Here is a 17,491-nt window from a genome sequence, read left to right on the forward strand (position 1 = left end):
TCTTTGATAAAATTCACTTTTCCTTTCCCTTAATCTATGATATGATAAAACACATCCAAAAACAATAAATTTTTATACATTTATACACGTTTTTTAGAATATTTATTGAAAATCGAAGCAGTTAAATTTTTTTGACTGTTACCAATCCAATATAAAGGAGAAAAGCAAATGAAATTATGTAAAAAAACTTTAGCTCTTATTATTCCCATCTTGCTGGTACTACTCACTTTTATCCCTGTAGCTACAGCAATCGCAGAAGAACCAGATCCTGTCTATGACAGCATCATGAAACGTGGAGAGCTGATCGTTGGCTTATCTGCTGATTATGCACCTTATGAATTTCATGCAGACGTTGATGGGAAAGACCAAGTTGTTGGTTTTGATATCTCGATCGCACAAAAAATCGCAGATGACCTAGGCGTTAAATTAAAAATCGAAGAATTGGGTTTTGATGCATTATTAGGTGCATTGAAAACAGGTAAGATCGACCTGATCATTTCAGGGATGGCGCCAACACCTGAGCGACTGAAAGAAGTGAATTTTTCGACTCCTTACATGACCGTCCAACAAAAAGTCGTCGTTAGAAAAGCAGACAAAGATCAATTCCAGTCAACCAAAGATTTCAACGATGTAAAAGTTGGCGTTCAAAAACAAACGACACAAGAAGAATTAGCGAAGACAGAACTTATCGGCTCGATTCCAACCTCTTTGCAAAAAGTCCCAGATATTATTATGAACTTAAAAAATAAAAAAGTGGATGCAGCTGTCTTAGAAGGGCCTGTCGCAGAAGCTTATGTTGACCGTGATAAAGAATTGACATTTGCTGATGTGACATTTGAACAGGGTGAAAAAGATGCGGCTGTTGCAATTCCTAAAAATGCACCTATCTTAGAAGAAAAAGTCAACGCTTCGATCAAAACAATCAATGATAATAATCTATTAGACGGCTATAAAAAAGAAGCGGGCAAATTAATGTTTACAGATGATGAAAGTTTCCTTGGAAAATACGGGAAATTCTATATCAGCGGTGCTGGTTATACGATTTTCTTAGCCTTTATGGGGGTATTATTCGGTGCAATTTTAGGTGGTTTACTTGCTTTAATGAAATTGTCTAAATCAAAAATCTTACGCGGCATTGCCATTTGCTACATTGAATACGTTCGTGGCACTCCGTTATTAGTACAAATCTTTATTGTTTATTTTGGTACGGGGGTTTTAGGTCTTGATTTATCGAAAATCGCTGCTGGTTGTATTGCTCTTGCATTAAACAGTGGGGCTTATGTCGCAGAAATCGTCCGTGCTGGTATCAACGCTGTCAACAAAGGACAATTAGAAGCCGCTCGTTCTCTTGGAATGAACCAACCACAAGCGATGCGTTATATCATTTTACCTCAGGCAATCAAAAATATCTTACCTGCTTTAGGAAATGAATTTGTAACGGTAATCAAAGAATCATCTGTGGTTTCAGTTATTGGGGTTTCAGAGCTGATTTTCCAAGCCGGCAATGTTCAAGGCGCAAGCTTTAAACCGTTCTTACCTTACCTTGTGGTATCATTGATTTACTTTGTTTTAACCTTTACTATTTCTCGCCTACTAGGTGTTGCTGAAAGGAGAATGAGTACTAGTGATTAATATAAAAAACTTACACAAAACCTTCGGGAAAAACGAAGTCCTAAAAGGAATCGATCTAGACGTAAACGCTGGTGAAGTGGTCGTGATCATCGGTCCTTCCGGCAGCGGGAAAAGTACTTTTCTGCGTTGTTTGAACTTATTAGAACAACCGACAGATGGAATAATTGAATTTGAAGGAAAAAATTTATTGGATAAAGATACAGATATCGATGCTCTTCGTCAAAAAATGGGGATGGTATTCCAAAATTTCAATTTATTTCCTCATAAAACAGTCTTAGATAATTTAACGATCAGTCCAATCAAAGTCAAAAAAGAAACAACCGAAGCTGCAAAAGAAAAAGCGCTAGCTCTGTTAGAACAAGTTGGTTTAAAAGACAAAGCCACTAGCTATCCTTCCAGTCTATCTGGCGGACAGCAACAACGAGTAGCAATTGCGCGTGCATTAGCGATGAATCCAGATGTGATGCTATTTGATGAACCAACTTCGGCACTTGACCCAGAAATGGTCGGTGAAGTATTAGCAGTTATGAAAGCTTTAGCAGTTGAAGGAATGACGATGGTTGTTGTAACACATGAAATGGGCTTCGCTCGTGAAGTTGCCGATCGTGTGATTTTCATGGATGCTGGAATTATTCAAGAAGAAGGCACACCAGAAGAAATTTTTGGTCAACCAAAAAATCCAAGAACACAAGATTTTTTAAGAAAAGTTTTGTAATCCGTTTAAGAGGACAAAGCAAGTATAATAACTTGCTTTGTCCTCTTAAAAAAATAATGTAGAATGAATAGAGTAATAAGTAATTGGAGGTAACAACATGGATCGTTCAAACATGGCAAAAAAACATCAACAACCTGCTGAAAATATCTTAATGGATATTGCTACCTTAGCAAAACAAGTCCCAGATTTACTAGATTTATCAATAGGTGATCCAGATTTAATTACAGACGAGCGAATTATCGATGCCGCCTTTACAGATGTAAAAAACGGCCATACAAAGTATACTGCTTCTGGCGGTAGCCAGGAGTTTATTGATACTGTCGTTGCGTTTTATCAAAAACAATACGGTCTAAACTTTGATCCAAACCAAGTGCGTGCTACAGTCGGAGCCTTACATGGTATGTATTTGACTTTACAAGTTTTATTAGATCCAGAAGATGAAGTCATCATTCACGAACCGTACTTCTCACCTTATAAAGATCAAGTGATTTTTGCTGGCGGCAAACCAGTATTTATCCCAACTTATGAAGAAGATGGTTTTCAAATTAATATCGATGTATTGAAAGTTGCGATTACAGATAAAACCAAAGCCATTATTATCAATTCACCAAATAATCCTACAGGCGCTGTTTTTTCTCCTGAAACGTTTAAAGCAATTGCTGATTTGGCTATTGAACATGATTTTTATATTCTCTCTGACGAAGTTTACGAAGCCTTCTGCTTCTACGATGACTTTGTACCAATGGCAACTTTTGCTCCTGAAAATACGATCACGTTCAGCAGCTTCTCAAAAGCTTTTGCAATGACTGGTTGGCGCATCGGTTACATGATTGCACCTGATTATATCAATGAGGCAGCAAAATTAATCAATGAAAGTATTACTTACTCTGCACCAAGCCCCTCTCAACAAGCTGGTATTTATGCTTTAAATCATGCTGAAACATTAGTGCCAACAGTCGTTTCCGTTTTTAAAGAACGACTAGAATATCTGGAACAACGAATCGCATCTATACCGTTTCTTTCATTGCATCCAGTTAAAGGCAGCATGTATGCTTTCATCAATATTTCTAAAACGGGACTTACTTCAGTACCTTTTGTTGAAAAAGTTTTGAAAGAAACCAATGTACTGATGATCCCCGGAAAAGCCTTTGGCGAGACAACTGGCGATGATTACGTACGTTTAGCAGCAACGCAAAACATTGATGTTTTAAAAGAAGCTTTTGATCGAATCGAAAAATTAGACTTCTAAATAAAAAAAGGGTTCCTTCTTCTGTAAAACTACATAAAAGGGACCCTTTATTATCTCTGTATTAATTTTTGTCACTGCGGTTCACTATCTGATAGGGTATTATAGAGAATAACCAAAGTTGAAATGACACAGACTACAATTTGAATCAGTACATTATCAGAAAAGCTCTCTGTTATTTTGATTGTAGTAATTGCTAAAAAGAAACATAGCGCTAATACCCCAGCTAACTTCAATCGTTTAAATTCTTGCTGTATTCGATAAACCGTCTCAACTGGAACGCCTTTTTGTTTGGCTATTTTTCGTATTTTTTGTTTGCTGATCAATTGCCAGACGACATCTCGATATAATTGTTTGGCTTCAGAATCTCTACTAAATACAGAGTACGTTTCCGTGTTTTGATTTTTTTTCTGCTTCAACTTTATTTTGATTAAACGTGGATGTAATAACTGATCATTACGCATCACCCATGAAAGTACTTCGCGCCAGTCTGACAAAGTCAATTCTGGTGAAGTTAATACTACTAAATCAAGTCCTAAATCTTCCAATTCATCCAAAAATAGAAGCAACTGTTGGTAATCTCTTGAAATCACTTCTAAAAATGCTATAACCAAACAATCCCCTGGCTCTGTATACTCCAATAACCTTTGATACTCACTTTCAGGGTCTTCGAGTACTTCATAGCTATGGTCATCATCTGAAAAAATTTCTTCTAGTTCATAAGCCTCTAAAAAATCAAACTGCTGATTTAGTTTAGTTCCATGAGCATAGCCTAAATTCATCGTTATCTACTTCCTCGTTTCATTGGTTTAATCTTTCGTCTTTTTAGCGTTTGCTCAGACTTCCTTGTTTCTTTTTTTTGTAAAATCTGCCGCTGTATATTGGACTTTAAAGGCGAAAAATTTTTTTCTAGTTGCTTTATCTTATTCGTTAATTCTGTATTTTTTTGTACGATAAAAAGAAATAGTATGCTATGAATAGAAACAATTATCCCCAAAGCAACTAATAATAAATACACTCTACATCATCCTTGTTATTCAATTTAGGGTCTTAATTTTTTAATTAAGAGTGCTCATCACTTATCGTTCAAGTTATAAAATCCCCTTATTTTTGGTTTCATATCTTCCCTACTTCATCTTAATTTCCCCTAGTTTATTAGTCTCATATTCCCAATGATATAAGCTAGGCTGCTCTATTGATGGTCTAATGTATGTTGTTAGCCAAATTTCTGGATTCATCGATACATCAACTTGGACTGGTGATTTAGAACTAAGCTCTGGTAAATGCTGTTGCTTTTCAGTTGTTAATACATAGCCGATCAATTCATAATTCATTGGAATTTTTGATACAAACGTATACAAAGGTTCAGTGACTTGATATCGAATAACATACGAGTCAAAAAGAGCTGTGTTATCATTAGTTGAAACCATACTTAATGAGACTTCATCCTTCTTTCCCCCTAATTGCGAGCGACTTTCTAATACACCATAGCCCTTTTTAGGAAAAATAATTTGATCATTTTTATTCATGATGACTTGTCGAACATGGACGGTCAGTTTCCGAGAACTGTAAATCAATTTTCCTTCTTGGAACGTATTACCAATTGTATATTCAAAAGGAGAAATTTGATTATCTGTCAGATCTGTTAACTTAATAAAGTCATACATATCAATATTTTTAGGATCAATAATTTCTTTTTTTCCAATCCTTAACTGTTGGTCAAACATAAAATCACCAGAAACCAAGCGGTTGTTCTGATCGTCAAAAGCTTTAACAGAAACTTTTTGAGGAATTTCACTACTACCTAAAACATCTGTCTCTTCCTCCGTTTCTTTTTGAGAACCGTACTCAGAAAATTCAATATAGTAACCAGTATTATAGCTTGTTCGATTATAGGTTAAGTCATTCCATAATTTTGTTGGCGCTCCTGCACTAGCTTGGGCAAATTCTAATATATATTCCCCTCCTGAATTATTTGGTTCTGCACCAGCACCGCCATTTAGAGGGTTATTAAACCCTTGATAGACTCCAGCAGGTGCCTTTCCTCCTTCTTTATAAGTCGTTTTATCAAAAAATACTAATCCCTTTTCAGGTCCATCTACCCAATACCATTGTTGTGATAGAACACCTGTAGTGATATAATCGGTAATTTTTTCCGAAATCGCTGCTTCATCATTGATTTTTTGACCATTCGTTTTTACCAGTCTGCCGCCTCCAAGCCAGCCAGACTGTTTCGCAATATTTGCATAAACAAAATTATGTTCCGCTGAGGAAGTCAAAGTTGCTAGATAACCTGTCAAACCTCTATACTTCATTTTTTTAGCTAAATTATAAGCTTGTAACCATGTCTTTTGCGTCGGAATAAATGTATAATAATGGGTCTTTCCATCCGGCGCTTCCCATGATGTATATACCAACTCATGAAAAATCACTTGAATACGGCCTTTTTCATGAGTCGGATGTTTAATGGTGAATCGTAGTGATTCTAAAAAATTCTTAATGGTATTTATATCATTATTATCATTCATTGCTAAAGTAAATGATTTGTACTCCTCATCGTCACTATTCTGAAATTTATACCAAGAAGTCGGCAGAGCCAATGTATCATATTCTTTAATTTCTGTATTTTTTGGTATTTTGATTTCAAGAGACTTCATCTTTTTTTCCATTGAACTCCCTAAAGCAATATCGATTAATTTTGCTGTATCAGCTGTTCTTTCAACATTAAAAGCAACATAACGATTCACATCTTTTAGTTCAGCTACTTTGGTATTATTTTTTAGATTAATATGTTCCACGTCGCTCACGTTATTTGCTCGATCAACAGCTAACACATGCATCCAACTACTATTTTCTCCCACAATTCCCGAAACTTGAGTAGTAGCTTCAGATAAATCTGCACGGACATCAATATTCGTTATCTCTCCAGAAGAAGCACGTTCAACTACCGGAACCGTATTTGGTGAATTATCGATCACATAAATATACCCTTGAAGCTCACTAGTCACTTCTTTCTTTATGATATCTGATTTTTGTATCCCATATTTCTTTGTGTCTGCTAGGACATACCACTGGTATTCCTTACCTTTATCTTTAGAAGATAGTTTTACAGTAAAATGATCTCCTTCTCCGTACTCCAATTCAGCACTTGGAGATTCAGGAGGTACGTCATCATTGATCGTGCTATCCTGAGCTCTGTTTTCTAACAATTTTTCTCTACGCTTTAAACTACCTGAGCTGGGTACCTCGGAAAAATCGCTTGATGTTTTAAGCACTTTTTCATGATCTAATGCCACTTTATCCCAACTTATACCGTCTTCACTTCGATATAACTGATAATCTGAATCTGATATATCATCCCATACTAAATCAATAAAACTACACTCTTTTTCATCGCTCCATTCATTAGATACTGTTAAGCGAAACTCCCGTTGAACTAAGGTATCTGAAGCTTTTATTACACTTTTATCCATTGCTCTATTGATAGTCAGGTACCCAATAATACCTAATAAAGCCAATAAGAAAAATACCCCAACTAATGTTATACTTCTTTTCACTTTTCCACCCCATTTCCTGCAATATTCAGCATTTTTTTATTTCAAAACTCATCAAATCAATGATTTCTTATAAAAGCACTCATTTCATGAGTGTTAAATCAGAAAAGGCAAACATGGAATACTTATTCCATGTGCCTACTTTTAATCTGCTTTTTCAGACAACTGCTTGTCGACTTCTTGCAACTCTCCATTGTTAGGGATGACCCCTTGCCACCAAGCATCACGATAAGCGTACTTCACACAGTTAATAGCTTCAACTTTTATTAATAAGCTAAACGTCGCTTTATGATACTCTTGTCCTAAGCCACTCTTCAATTTTACTTGTGTAAACAAGTTTTCTGTAACACTTGATTTCCCTGATTTCAACTTTTTTAAGTAATAATAGTATCCATCTTCCCCTAATTTCCAATCTGTACTATTCAAGTCTAGTAAAACTTCTTCACCAATTTTTGAAGGCAATAATCGTATACTTTCCCCGTTTTCTATACGAATCTCAGGATGAAGCATAACTCGAACAAATTGATCAACAGTTCCAATATTCGCTACAGTCACCTTTTTCTCAACCGAAGTATCTGGCAAAATCGTTGCTGGCTCAGTGAAAACTTCTTCAACTTTAGTCTGAAGGTTACCAATCTGGAAAAGATTCGCTTTTTCATCACTCACCATCATTGCCGCATATGCAACTGCACTTCCAATCACCAAACATACAATAAGTACAGGTAGTATCAAAAAAAAATGAATAATTTTTTTCTTTTTTTTCATCTTAAATCTCCTCTTAATGAACTTTTCCACGATACATTTCTTCTAAATAAGAACCAGAATCTATTTTCCAATTCTCTATTAAAGACTTTGTGGTATCATGAGCATCCATAACTGGAATTAATTGATATAAAGAACTTTTATACTTATTTGGTAAGTTTTTGTCTAAAGTAACACTTTGAATCAGTTGTTTAGTTTTCTCTTTTGGCTGTAGTACTTCTGAATAATAAAAATAACCACTTGAATAGTACCAATAATTCTGCAGTCCAGACATCGGTTTATTATTTTCGTCATAAATATCAGCAGCATTAAATTGAATGTTCAAATATTTAAGACTTTCGACTGATCTAATTCCTTTATAAACATATGCTGTATTCGGATCCGTTTTGTCCCCTTTGTAAACGTCTGACACCGTAAAATACTTTCCTGATTTAATTTTATATGTACGGCCTTTTTCCCAAGTGTTGACATCTTCCATTATGAGATCAGATCCGCTTGAATTTTTTACAATTTTTTGACTACCATTCCCAATCCCATCAGTCATATCGAGTTCAAATTGAGCAAGAAATTCATATAAAGAAACTCTGACAATTGCTGGCATTTGTCCATCATTTTTCACTAATAATTTCTTTTCAGTGATCGCTCCAGGTTCCCACTGCAGATTAGGTGTGAAGACTTCATCGATCACCGCAGAAAGTTTTTTACTATTTGGCTTATTTCGATTGATTTGTTCATCACTATAGGTAATCCACGAATAAGTACTTCCTACTACCAGCAGCAGGCTCAAAAATACAGAAAACACAGCCAAAAAGGGTTTATTTTGATTAATTGTTTTCAACAGTTTATTTCCTCGACTCATGTGCCTTCCCCTTCCTCTAATCTACTTTACCTTGTTCATCTTTACGTTTTTTCCATAATAAAATAGCGATTAACACTAATAATAGTCCTGCCAATGTTTTATAAATTAAATTCTTTATTTCTTCCCCTGTCATCGGGAAAAGTCCTTTAGATTTTGGCTTCTCAAATGAAGAGCTACTATCTGTAGTATCTGAAGACTTGGACTGATTTTTGGTTGCAACAAAAGTCCAATGATATAACAGCTGGCTTTCTTCCCTATAATCTGCAAGAGTCAAATCTTTATCGACTTCAAAAACTGCTGTTAAAATTTGATCTTTTCCATATTCACATGTTCCTACAATCAAGGGTTGAATGGACCAATCAAATTTTCCATTTCCCAATAAAGGACCTTGATATAATTGCTTATCATCTATAGATAAAGTCAATGTGATTTGTTTGTCAAAATCAATAGCACCTTTAGCTGACTCTGGGGTAACTAAGATTCCTAACTCAAAAGGTTCTTTTATATCCATCCCACGAATTGTAATCGTTTTTTCATAACTTTCTCCAGGTAAGACATTTGGCAAATCAACATAATATTCTCCTTCTGAAGAAGCAGATATTCCTGTCTCATCGCCAATGATTACCCCTGGAGGAAGGGTTTGACTGGCAACAGCTAATAGCGTTCCGCTGGTAAAAGTGATAAAAACACTTAATAAACTGTATAAAACCAGAAATGGTAGACGTTTTCGCATTGATTGTTGCTGCATCGTTTTTCCCCTTCCTTTTTCCTGAACTTTAACTAGAAATTAGCTTTTCGCCTGTCCATCTAGATAAGTCGTAATTTTTTTCGTTTCTGAACCATCGGCTCCACTTAATCCCCAACCAGTAGCATCAGTTAGCGCTTCTTTAGTTGCTTGAATAGCTTCCATCTTCACAACCAAATCATATGTTGCGTTTGTAAATTCTGTTCCGACACTATTTGTGAAGACAAGTTTTTTCAATAGATGTGGTGTTGTAGCACCTGAAACAACAGGACTTGTGAAGTAGAAATAGCCATCCTCTTTATTATATGTCCACTTATCATTAGCAAGTGATGCTGTTGTAATCATATCAGTACCATACTCTACATTGATTCCGCTAACACCTAACGCAGCTGCATCTGTTTGTACAGCTTTTTTCTCTGAATTAGCTACTGGAATTTGATCTGTTGCCGTTGCTGGAGTTGGTGCTGGAAGTGCACTTAATCCTAACGTTGCAATTGTATAATCATAATTCATATCATATTTTTGACCTGCACTGCCCAATAAAGAAGCTTTAGCAGCTGTCGCTTCTGTTGAAGCACCTTCTAAAGAAGATGCCGCCCAGTTTGATACCGCATGGCTATAGCCGCCTTTATAAACTGAATATTCAGCTTTAGACATTACAAACTCCCAAGTTTCGACAGCTGTTCCTTCTGCATTTCCAGCTTCCACAGCTACTTCTGTTTCCATCGCTTGGTATTTACCTGGTGCATATTCAAAAAATGCTGAATAACTAAATGTAGTATTTTCGTCACCCGTTACAGGATCTTTAATAACAGAACCTTTTGCATAAACTTTTACACCTGCTGGTAGGGCAGCTTTTGAACTGTCTTTGACTTTACTTGTAATATCTGTATAGCCGCTACTTGCATCTATATATTTTTCTCCATCATACTCAACAGGCACATCATCTGATAAGCTTGGTGTTGCATTAGCTTTCCAACCTGAAGTTCTTTTAGTTACTGCGCCTTTTTCAGTCAAGTGTTTCAATACTTCTTCATACGAGACACGGACAAAGACCGGTGTACTCCCTGAATTTGTAACTGCTACTTCTTTTGTTGCTTCTGTTCCTGGTACAATTGGTTTAGGATTCCAATTCTCTTCTACGCTGACACTACCATCTTTAATTGCAGCAGATTTCACACGGTTAATTCGTTGATCTTGCGAATTGATCCATGCAAAAGTACCTGCAGCTGCTGCTAATAAAGCTAGACATGCTGCTGCTACCAACTTTTTCTTCTTGTTCTTCTTCATTCTTAATAATCCTCCTATAAAAAAATATAATATATATATTCTCACTTTCCTTAATCTTTCCTCTAAGATGAAGCAAAGTGGTAATATCATCGTTCATATACAGGGCGTCTTTTACCTCTGCCTTTTCTAGCAACTTCTTCTTGCGATGAAAATAAGTAGGCTTTCAGTACTAAGAAAAAGCCATACAATGACAGAATACACACCAAACAAGCCCAAAATTCTTCTCGAACAAATTCTGTAATGCTACCTACTTTTGGAACTGCCATTATCACTTTCCCTAATACTCGATCCGCTGTTATCGGCGGATCATTATTTTTATTGGCATCACCTTTGGTAACTAAGTAGTCCCCTTTTTCTCCATTTAATTCATCTTTACGTTCTACCATTCTATGAGTTAAATAGCGTGAACCATCTCCAACTGCGAAAGTGACAATATCGTCTTTTTTGACTTTTTTACCATCTGTCAGTTTAACAATGACAATATCACCAGCATAAAACCCACCTTTTGGTCCATTTTCTTGAGGTACCATGGAATTAGTCAAAACTGTATAAAAGCGATAACCAAAAATCGATGCTGTCGACTTTGAACTAAACGAAAACATTAAAGCCATAAAGATGATTCCAATTGTAATACCGTAAAATACCAAATTACCTAGAAAAGAAATCACCAAGATACCCGGTCTTTTAACAACTGGTTGTTGAACAGGTCTTTTCTGTCCCTCTCTCACTTTTCGTTCTTGCACTGGTCGACGAGGTCTTACACGATTCTGAGGATACCTAGAACGTTCCGTTGTATCGGAAAACCCATCACGAGAGTTTCTTGCTATTTGCCGTGATCCTCGCTTTACAGTGCGTGGTTCATCTCTTTCGGTTTCTCGATATAGTTTCTCTGGCTCTATAGAACCACGTGAACACTTTTTTTGGGTTCTCCGCCTAACCTTTTCGTCTTTAGAATGATCACTCTTTCGGACAGGCGCTTTTCTCGGCATATACAATCCCCTTTCGTTTCATTAAAAATTCAATTCATTTCTGCCTGTTTCTCTATATCGATCATCGGCTATAAATAGTGTCAAGCTGTAGACGCTAAAAAAACAAACTATTATATAAAAAATAAATTTAAATTAAATAATTTCATTCACGCTTACATACAAACTATATATCTTGTTATTTTTCATGTCAATAGATTCTCGTAACTTTATTCATAATATTTTTTACTAAAAGTTCGCCTTGTCCCGAAAAAACTTTTTATTCAAAAAAAACAAACAGAAAACCCTTTTGAAATAGCTTTTTAAACATACTTTGACATTTTTAGATAAAAACAAAAATTAAATTCATAAAAAATACTATTTATAAAAAGTAACTTTAACTTTACATAAAAATGTTCAAAAAATAGAAATTAACGTTATTTTATAATCGCAAAAAAATATAAAATATTGATCGTTTAATCAGAAATCTATTAATCATATACAAAAAAATCGAGACAAAACGAAAATACGTTTTGTCTCGAGCTATAAATAAAAATAAAAGTAACTTCTTTAGAAATAAACATTTCTAATTTAGACCTTTTATCTCAATTTCATATTTTTTAGCTATACATTAAATAAACTACGTGTTGCCTCTCTAATTTTTTGTGCTACGTATGGATTATTCATCGTATATAAATGAATCCCATCCACCCCTTGTGCAACCAAATCGACAATTTGGTTGATCGCATAAGCAATACCCGCATCTCGAATGGCCTCAGGATTATGCTCATAACGCTCCATCATTTTTAAAAACTTTGTTGGTAAAGTTACATTAGACATCTTTACCATGCGTTCAATTTGCTTTTTATTCACTACTGGCATGATTCCCGCTTGAATCGGTACATTAATATTCGCAATATCACACTTTTCTTTGAATGTATAGAAATAATGATTATCAAAAAATAGTTGGGTAATCAATTGATTCGTCCCTGCATCAACTTTTCTTTTTAAGTTTCTAATATCCTCAACTGTATTTACTGCATCACCATGTGTTTCAGGATAACAAGCACCAATGATATTAAAATCTCCTTGTTCTTGAATAAAAGCAACTAGATCATTGGCATAAGAGAAATCTCTTTTTGGTTCCTTATCTGGTAAAATATCTCCCCTCAAAGCCAAAATATTTTCTACTTTTTTTTGCTTCAGCTCTTCTAATATAACAATGATCTCATCTTTTGAGAAATTCACCGCCGGTAAGTGTGCCACGCTTGGCAGAAATTGCTCGTCTTGAATTTTCTGAGCAATATCTGCTGTACTCAAATTTGCTCCTGATCCGCCTGCACCTAAAGTCACACTAATAAAATCAGGTTGCTGCCCTTTCAAACGATCCAATGTATGATAAATCGTATCGATCGGTGCTGTTCTTCTAGGCGGAAAAATTTCATAGGAAAAGACTGTCTTTTCTTTGAACAAGGTATCTGTTCTCATTTACACCCCTCCACGCACCTTTTTTGCTGCAAGTGCTAAGTTTTTGAGACTTGCTTCTGTTTCTGGCACTCCTCGTGTTTTCAATCCACAATCTGGGTTGACCCAAACTTTTTCGATCGGTAACTTGTTCAAAATATTATGGATCGTTCCTTCGATTTCCTCTACTGATGGGACACGCGGTGAATGAATATCGTAAACACCTGGACCAACTTGTGTTTGGAAATCGATTGCTTTTAACGCATCTAAAATATTTAAATTGGATCGGGAAGCTTCAAATGAAATAACATCTGCGTCCATATTATCGATATCTTGAATAATATCCGCAAATTCGCTGTAACACATATGTGTATGAATTTGCGTTGTCGGCTGTACTCTGCTGTGAACAAGGCGAAAGGCTGGGATTGCCCAATCAAGATACTCAGAATGCCAATCCGTTTGACGTAGTGGTAATTTCTCGCGCAAAGCTGCTTCATCAATTTGAATGATTTCAATTCCATTAGCTTCTAAATCTAAAACCTCTTCTTGGATAGCCAATGCCAACTGGAGCGTTGACTCTCTTAAACTAATATCTTCGCGAGGAAATGACCAGTTCAAAATCGTTACAGGTCCTGTTAACATCCCTTTCATTGGCTTATCCGTTAATGTTTGGGCATATTTAGAGTATGCCACTGTAATTGGTTTTGAACGTGAAACATCTCCCCAAATAATCGGTGGTTTCACACATCTAGTTCCGTAAGATTGAACCCAAGCTTTCTCAGTAAATAAATAACCCTCTAGACTCTCACCAAAATATTCCACCATGTCATTGCGCTCAAATTCACCGTGAACTAAGACATCTAAGCCAATTTCTTCTTGAAAAGCGACACACTCAGCAATTTTTTCTTTGTTGAAGGCTGTATACTCATCTTCACTGATTTCACCCTTTTTAAATTTCGCACGATTTTGCTTAACTTCTTTCGTTTGCGGGAAAGAACCAATCGTAGTTGTCGGTAAAATCGGTAAGTTCAACTTTTCTTTTTGAATAACCGCACGTTCAGTTAAAGCCGGCAAACGGATAAAATCTGCTTTAGTCAATGCCTTAACCTTTTTTGCAACCTGCTCATTCCTGGAAAAACGTTCTTGATCAAATAAGGCACTGTTCGTACTCAATAAATCCTTGTTTCTGTTTTTATCTTCAACTATTTTTTTTAAATCATTTAATTCAGCTAATTTTTCTACAGCAAAAGCAAAATAGTTTGTCACTTCTTTAGGTAATGCGGTCTCATTAGCTAATGTAAACGGAACATGCAACAATGAACATGATGTACTCAACACGATATGACGAACGGATTGAAGTCTTTCAAGTAGTGTTAATGTGTCTTGATAATTGTTTTTCCAGATGTTTTTTCCATTTACAATCCCTGCAAAGAGTAATTTTTCTTTGGGAAATCCATATTCTTCAAGCAAACTCAATGTTTTTCTACCTTCAACAAAATCCAAGCCAATTCCATCAAATGGTAAATCAACTAATTCCTGATACGTATCTCGAACGTCTCCGAAATACGTTTGCGCCAAGATCTTTAAGCTTCCTTTTTTCGTTAACAGTTTTTGATACAATGCTTTAAATTGTTGGACTTCAACTGGAGATAAATCTAAAACTAAAGCTGGTTCATCGATTTGAAACCATTCACAACCAAGATCAGCTAGCCTATCAAAAATTTGAGCATAGGCGATGATCGCTGCTTCGTAAAAATCTTCTGCACGTTTTTTTCCATGATATGTAGCTAGTTTCAATAATGTAAAAGGACCTAGTATAGTTGGACGAGTAGTGATTCCATATTCTTTTGCTTCATTAAAAATGGTAAAAATTTTATCCCCAACCAGTCTAAGTTCTGTGTGATCATCGATTTCAGGAACCATGTAATGATAATTCGTGTTAAACCATTTTTTCATGGCTAAGGCCTTTACATCCCCTGCTTCGCCTTGATACCCTCTAGCTAATACAAAATAAGTTTCAAGAGGCGATAATTTTAACTCTTGGTATTTAGCAGGTACAATATTCAATAAGACTGCTGTGTCTAACGTTGTATCAAAGAAAGAAAAATCGCCACTTGGAATAAAATCGATTCCCTGATCGACTAATAACTGCCAATGTTTTTTCCGCAATTCTTTTCCATTTGCTTCTAATTCTTCAGCTGTGATTTCTTTTCTAAAATACTTCTCTGTTGCAAATTTTAATTCTCTCAATTCTCCCACTCGTGGGAACCCGATAATTGATGTTTTCATACGTTTCCTCCTTCAATGTATTTCAACTACTGTACCATGAGAAGCAAATATAGGATAACACTTAATTTCTATCACTTTATATAGTTTAAAACTATATTGATTTCAAAAAAAAAGACAACGACTTCGTATTATCAGAAATCGTCCTCTTCTCTTACTATTTTTTTTGAGTCATTAAAAATTCCTTGGCTTCTTTATTGACTGTTTTTAAATCAACACCCTGTTTTACCGCCGCAAACATACAGCCACAGTAGCATTGACGATATACATCATACTCTTTGCACAATTCTATTGAACGTTTATACCCATTGTTTTTCTTAAAATCACTTGGTAAATAGTTCGTTGCATAAAACTTCTGAATGTCGATTCCGATTTCATTAATCAATTGACTATTTTTCTTTGGCGACAGCGTTAACGCACTTCCAAAATAATCAAAACCCAGCTCCTGTGCCTTTTCTGCAACAATATCCAATCGCATTTGAAAACAAGCAGAACAGCGTTTTCCCCCTTCTGGCTCTTCTGTGAGTTCTTTTTCCTGTACCATTTGGACAAACTTATTAGGTTCATATGGTGCAGCTAAGAACTTAACGTTATTATTTGTGCGGTCATTAAACTCTTCGACAAATTTTTGCTGCACAATTTCTCGACGCTGATATTCTGCTTTGGGATGGATATTTGAGTTAGCAAAAAAAATCGTAACATCTGCATATTGTGTCAGATATTCAAGCGAATAGGTACTACATGGTGCACAACAGCTATGAAGTAAAATAGTAGGCCGAATCGCTGACTTTTCCCATTCAGCAATCACTTTTTGTAGTACTCGATCATAATTTATTTTTTGGTTTGGAGACATCTTCTCCGTTATTTCTGTTAAGTTTATCAATGAATAGCCTCCAGCTTTCGTAGAATGATACGTTTTATTTTATTGCTTAAACGGCAGCTTAGCCAGTCCGTTTTTGATGATTTCAATAGAGCTTTTTAAAGACTCTTTTTCTTTTTCGTTCAGCGGGCACTCAACATATGATTCTATGCCATTTTTCCCGATCACAACGGGTTGTCCGTAATAGACAGTTGCTTGTTCATCATATGCTGAAACAGGTATGATTGTTTTTGAATCATTTAAAATCATACGAATCAAACGTGAGGCACATGTTGCAATTCCATAACTCGTATAGCCTTTCCCTACAAATGCATTCCAACCACCTGCACGAACAGCTTCATCTAATGATTCTAAACCAAGCTCACTGTTCCACTCCAAAAGAGGTCGATCACCAACCGTCACAGTCGACCAAGCGACAAATTGAGAGTCTCCGTGCTCACCATAAACATAACCGCCAACATTACGCCCATCAATCGATACATTTCGACTTATGGCTTGTTTCATACGTGCTGTATCCAACATCGTACCAGTCCCAAACACCTTACTTGTGTCAAATCCTGTTAATTTTTGCATGTAAGTTGCGATCACATCACATGGATTTGTAATCGTTAAGATAATACCATTAAACCCAGATTGCTTGATTTTAGGTGCCACTTCTTCTACGATTTTACTTGTGATTTCAAGTTCTTTAAACCGGTCTCCATCATCTCCTAGTGCACTGATTTGACCTGCACAAAAAACAACCACCGATGCATCTTTTAATGCTTGATAATCTTGAATAATAATAGTCGTTTTGCCTGTCAAAAAAACTTCTGCATCTAATAAATCATATTCTTCAGATAGAGCTAGATTCTCATTTTTATCAATCAAAACAAGCTCATCAACCAGGTTCTCAGAGACTAACGTATAAGCAAGTGTTGCACCAACATGTCCCAACCCTATGATTCCTACCTTACGCATTCAAACACACCCTATTCCACTTTTTCTTAATCCTAGCTGAATAAACACTTTCCGTCAATCTTATTTGAACGATATTGAATAGAACACGATCCTAGTTGTATAATCAATACGATAAGTCAAAGAAAGTAATACA

General features: G+C 35.7%; 14 protein-coding genes. 3 read left to right on the plus strand and 11 right to left on the minus strand.

Going from position 1 to position 17,491, the window contains the following annotated elements:
• Positions 1 to 168: 168 nt before the first annotated feature.
• From A5821_RS08635 to A5821_RS08645, 3 genes are all read left to right on the plus strand, one after another.
• Positions 169 to 1,632, plus strand: coding sequence for an ABC transporter substrate-binding protein/permease (locus tag A5821_RS08635; RefSeq protein ID WP_086314141.1), 1,464 nt, complete (start codon positions 169 to 171; stop codon positions 1,630 to 1,632).
• The gene (locus tag A5821_RS08640) at positions 1,625 to 2,347 is read left to right on the plus strand and encodes an amino acid ABC transporter ATP-binding protein (protein ID WP_086314142.1); all 723 of its coding nucleotides are present in this window, start codon (positions 1,625 to 1,627) and stop codon (positions 2,345 to 2,347) included. The genes A5821_RS08635 and A5821_RS08640 overlap by 8 nt, the downstream gene beginning before the upstream one ends.
• Positions 2,348 to 2,444: 97 nt before the next feature.
• Entirely contained in the window at positions 2,445 to 3,596 is a 1,152-nt protein-coding gene (locus A5821_RS08645; protein ID WP_086314143.1) for a pyridoxal phosphate-dependent aminotransferase, read from the plus strand.
• 71 nt (positions 3,597 to 3,667) lie between these two features.
• On the opposite strand, the gene A5821_RS08650 is transcribed toward A5821_RS08645, so the two are convergent.
• The 11 genes from A5821_RS08650 to A5821_RS08700 all read right to left on the minus strand — a co-directional run bounded on the left by A5821_RS08650 (position 3,668) and on the right by A5821_RS08700 (position 17,358).
• Complete coding sequence (locus A5821_RS08650; protein ID WP_086314144.1) at positions 3,668 to 4,375, minus strand: helix-turn-helix domain-containing protein; 708 nt, start codon at positions 4,373 to 4,375, stop codon at positions 3,668 to 3,670.
• A 345-nt stretch (positions 4,376 to 4,720) separates the two neighbouring features.
• Positions 4,721 to 7,150, minus strand: coding sequence for a hypothetical protein (locus A5821_RS08655; RefSeq protein ID WP_086314146.1), 2,430 nt, complete (start codon positions 7,148 to 7,150; stop codon positions 4,721 to 4,723).
• Positions 7,151 to 7,291: 141 nt separating this feature from the next.
• Positions 7,292 to 7,912 (minus strand): hypothetical protein, encoded by a 621-nt coding sequence (locus tag A5821_RS08660; protein WP_086314147.1) that lies wholly within the window; start codon positions 7,910 to 7,912, stop codon positions 7,292 to 7,294.
• A gap of 13 nt (positions 7,913 to 7,925) precedes the next feature.
• Positions 7,926 to 8,768 carry a BsaA family SipW-dependent biofilm matrix protein gene (locus tag A5821_RS08665; protein ID WP_086314148.1) on the minus strand — a complete coding sequence of 281 codons (843 nt, stop codon included), beginning with the start codon at positions 8,766 to 8,768 and terminating at the stop codon, positions 7,926 to 7,928.
• A 16-nt stretch (positions 8,769 to 8,784) separates the two neighbouring features.
• The gene (locus A5821_RS08670; RefSeq protein ID WP_086314149.1) at positions 8,785 to 9,516 is read right to left on the minus strand and encodes an LPXTG cell wall anchor domain-containing protein; all 732 of its coding nucleotides are present in this window, start codon (positions 9,514 to 9,516) and stop codon (positions 8,785 to 8,787) included.
• A 39-nt stretch (positions 9,517 to 9,555) separates the two neighbouring features.
• Positions 9,556 to 10,803, minus strand: coding sequence for a hypothetical protein (locus A5821_RS08675; protein WP_086314150.1), 1,248 nt, complete (start codon positions 10,801 to 10,803; stop codon positions 9,556 to 9,558).
• A gap of 86 nt (positions 10,804 to 10,889) precedes the next feature.
• Complete coding sequence (locus A5821_RS08680) at positions 10,890 to 11,792, minus strand: signal peptidase I (RefSeq protein ID WP_086314151.1); 903 nt, start codon at positions 11,790 to 11,792, stop codon at positions 10,890 to 10,892.
• Between the two features lie 600 nt (positions 11,793 to 12,392).
• Positions 12,393 to 13,256 carry a methylenetetrahydrofolate reductase [NAD(P)H] gene (gene metF, locus A5821_RS08685; protein WP_086314152.1) on the minus strand — a complete coding sequence of 288 codons (864 nt, stop codon included), beginning with the start codon at positions 13,254 to 13,256 and terminating at the stop codon, positions 12,393 to 12,395.
• Positions 13,257 to 15,521 (minus strand): 5-methyltetrahydropteroyltriglutamate--homocysteine S-methyltransferase, encoded by a 2,265-nt coding sequence (metE, locus tag A5821_RS08690; RefSeq protein ID WP_086314153.1) that lies wholly within the window; start codon positions 15,519 to 15,521, stop codon positions 13,257 to 13,259. It lies immediately after the preceding gene.
• A 154-nt stretch (positions 15,522 to 15,675) separates the two neighbouring features.
• The gene (locus A5821_RS08695; RefSeq protein ID WP_086314333.1) at positions 15,676 to 16,371 is read right to left on the minus strand and encodes an epoxyqueuosine reductase QueH; all 696 of its coding nucleotides are present in this window, start codon (positions 16,369 to 16,371) and stop codon (positions 15,676 to 15,678) included.
• Positions 16,372 to 16,440: 69 nt separating this feature from the next.
• Positions 16,441 to 17,358: an L-lactate dehydrogenase gene (locus tag A5821_RS08700; RefSeq protein WP_086314154.1), complete on the minus strand. Its 918-nt coding sequence runs from the start codon at positions 17,356 to 17,358 to the stop codon at positions 16,441 to 16,443.
• Between the last annotated feature and the right edge of the window lie 133 nt (positions 17,359 to 17,491).

The sequence above is a fragment of the Enterococcus sp. 7F3_DIV0205 genome (assembly GCF_002141365.2).
GTDB lineage: Bacteria > Bacillota > Bacilli > Lactobacillales > Enterococcaceae > Enterococcus_L > Enterococcus_L palustris.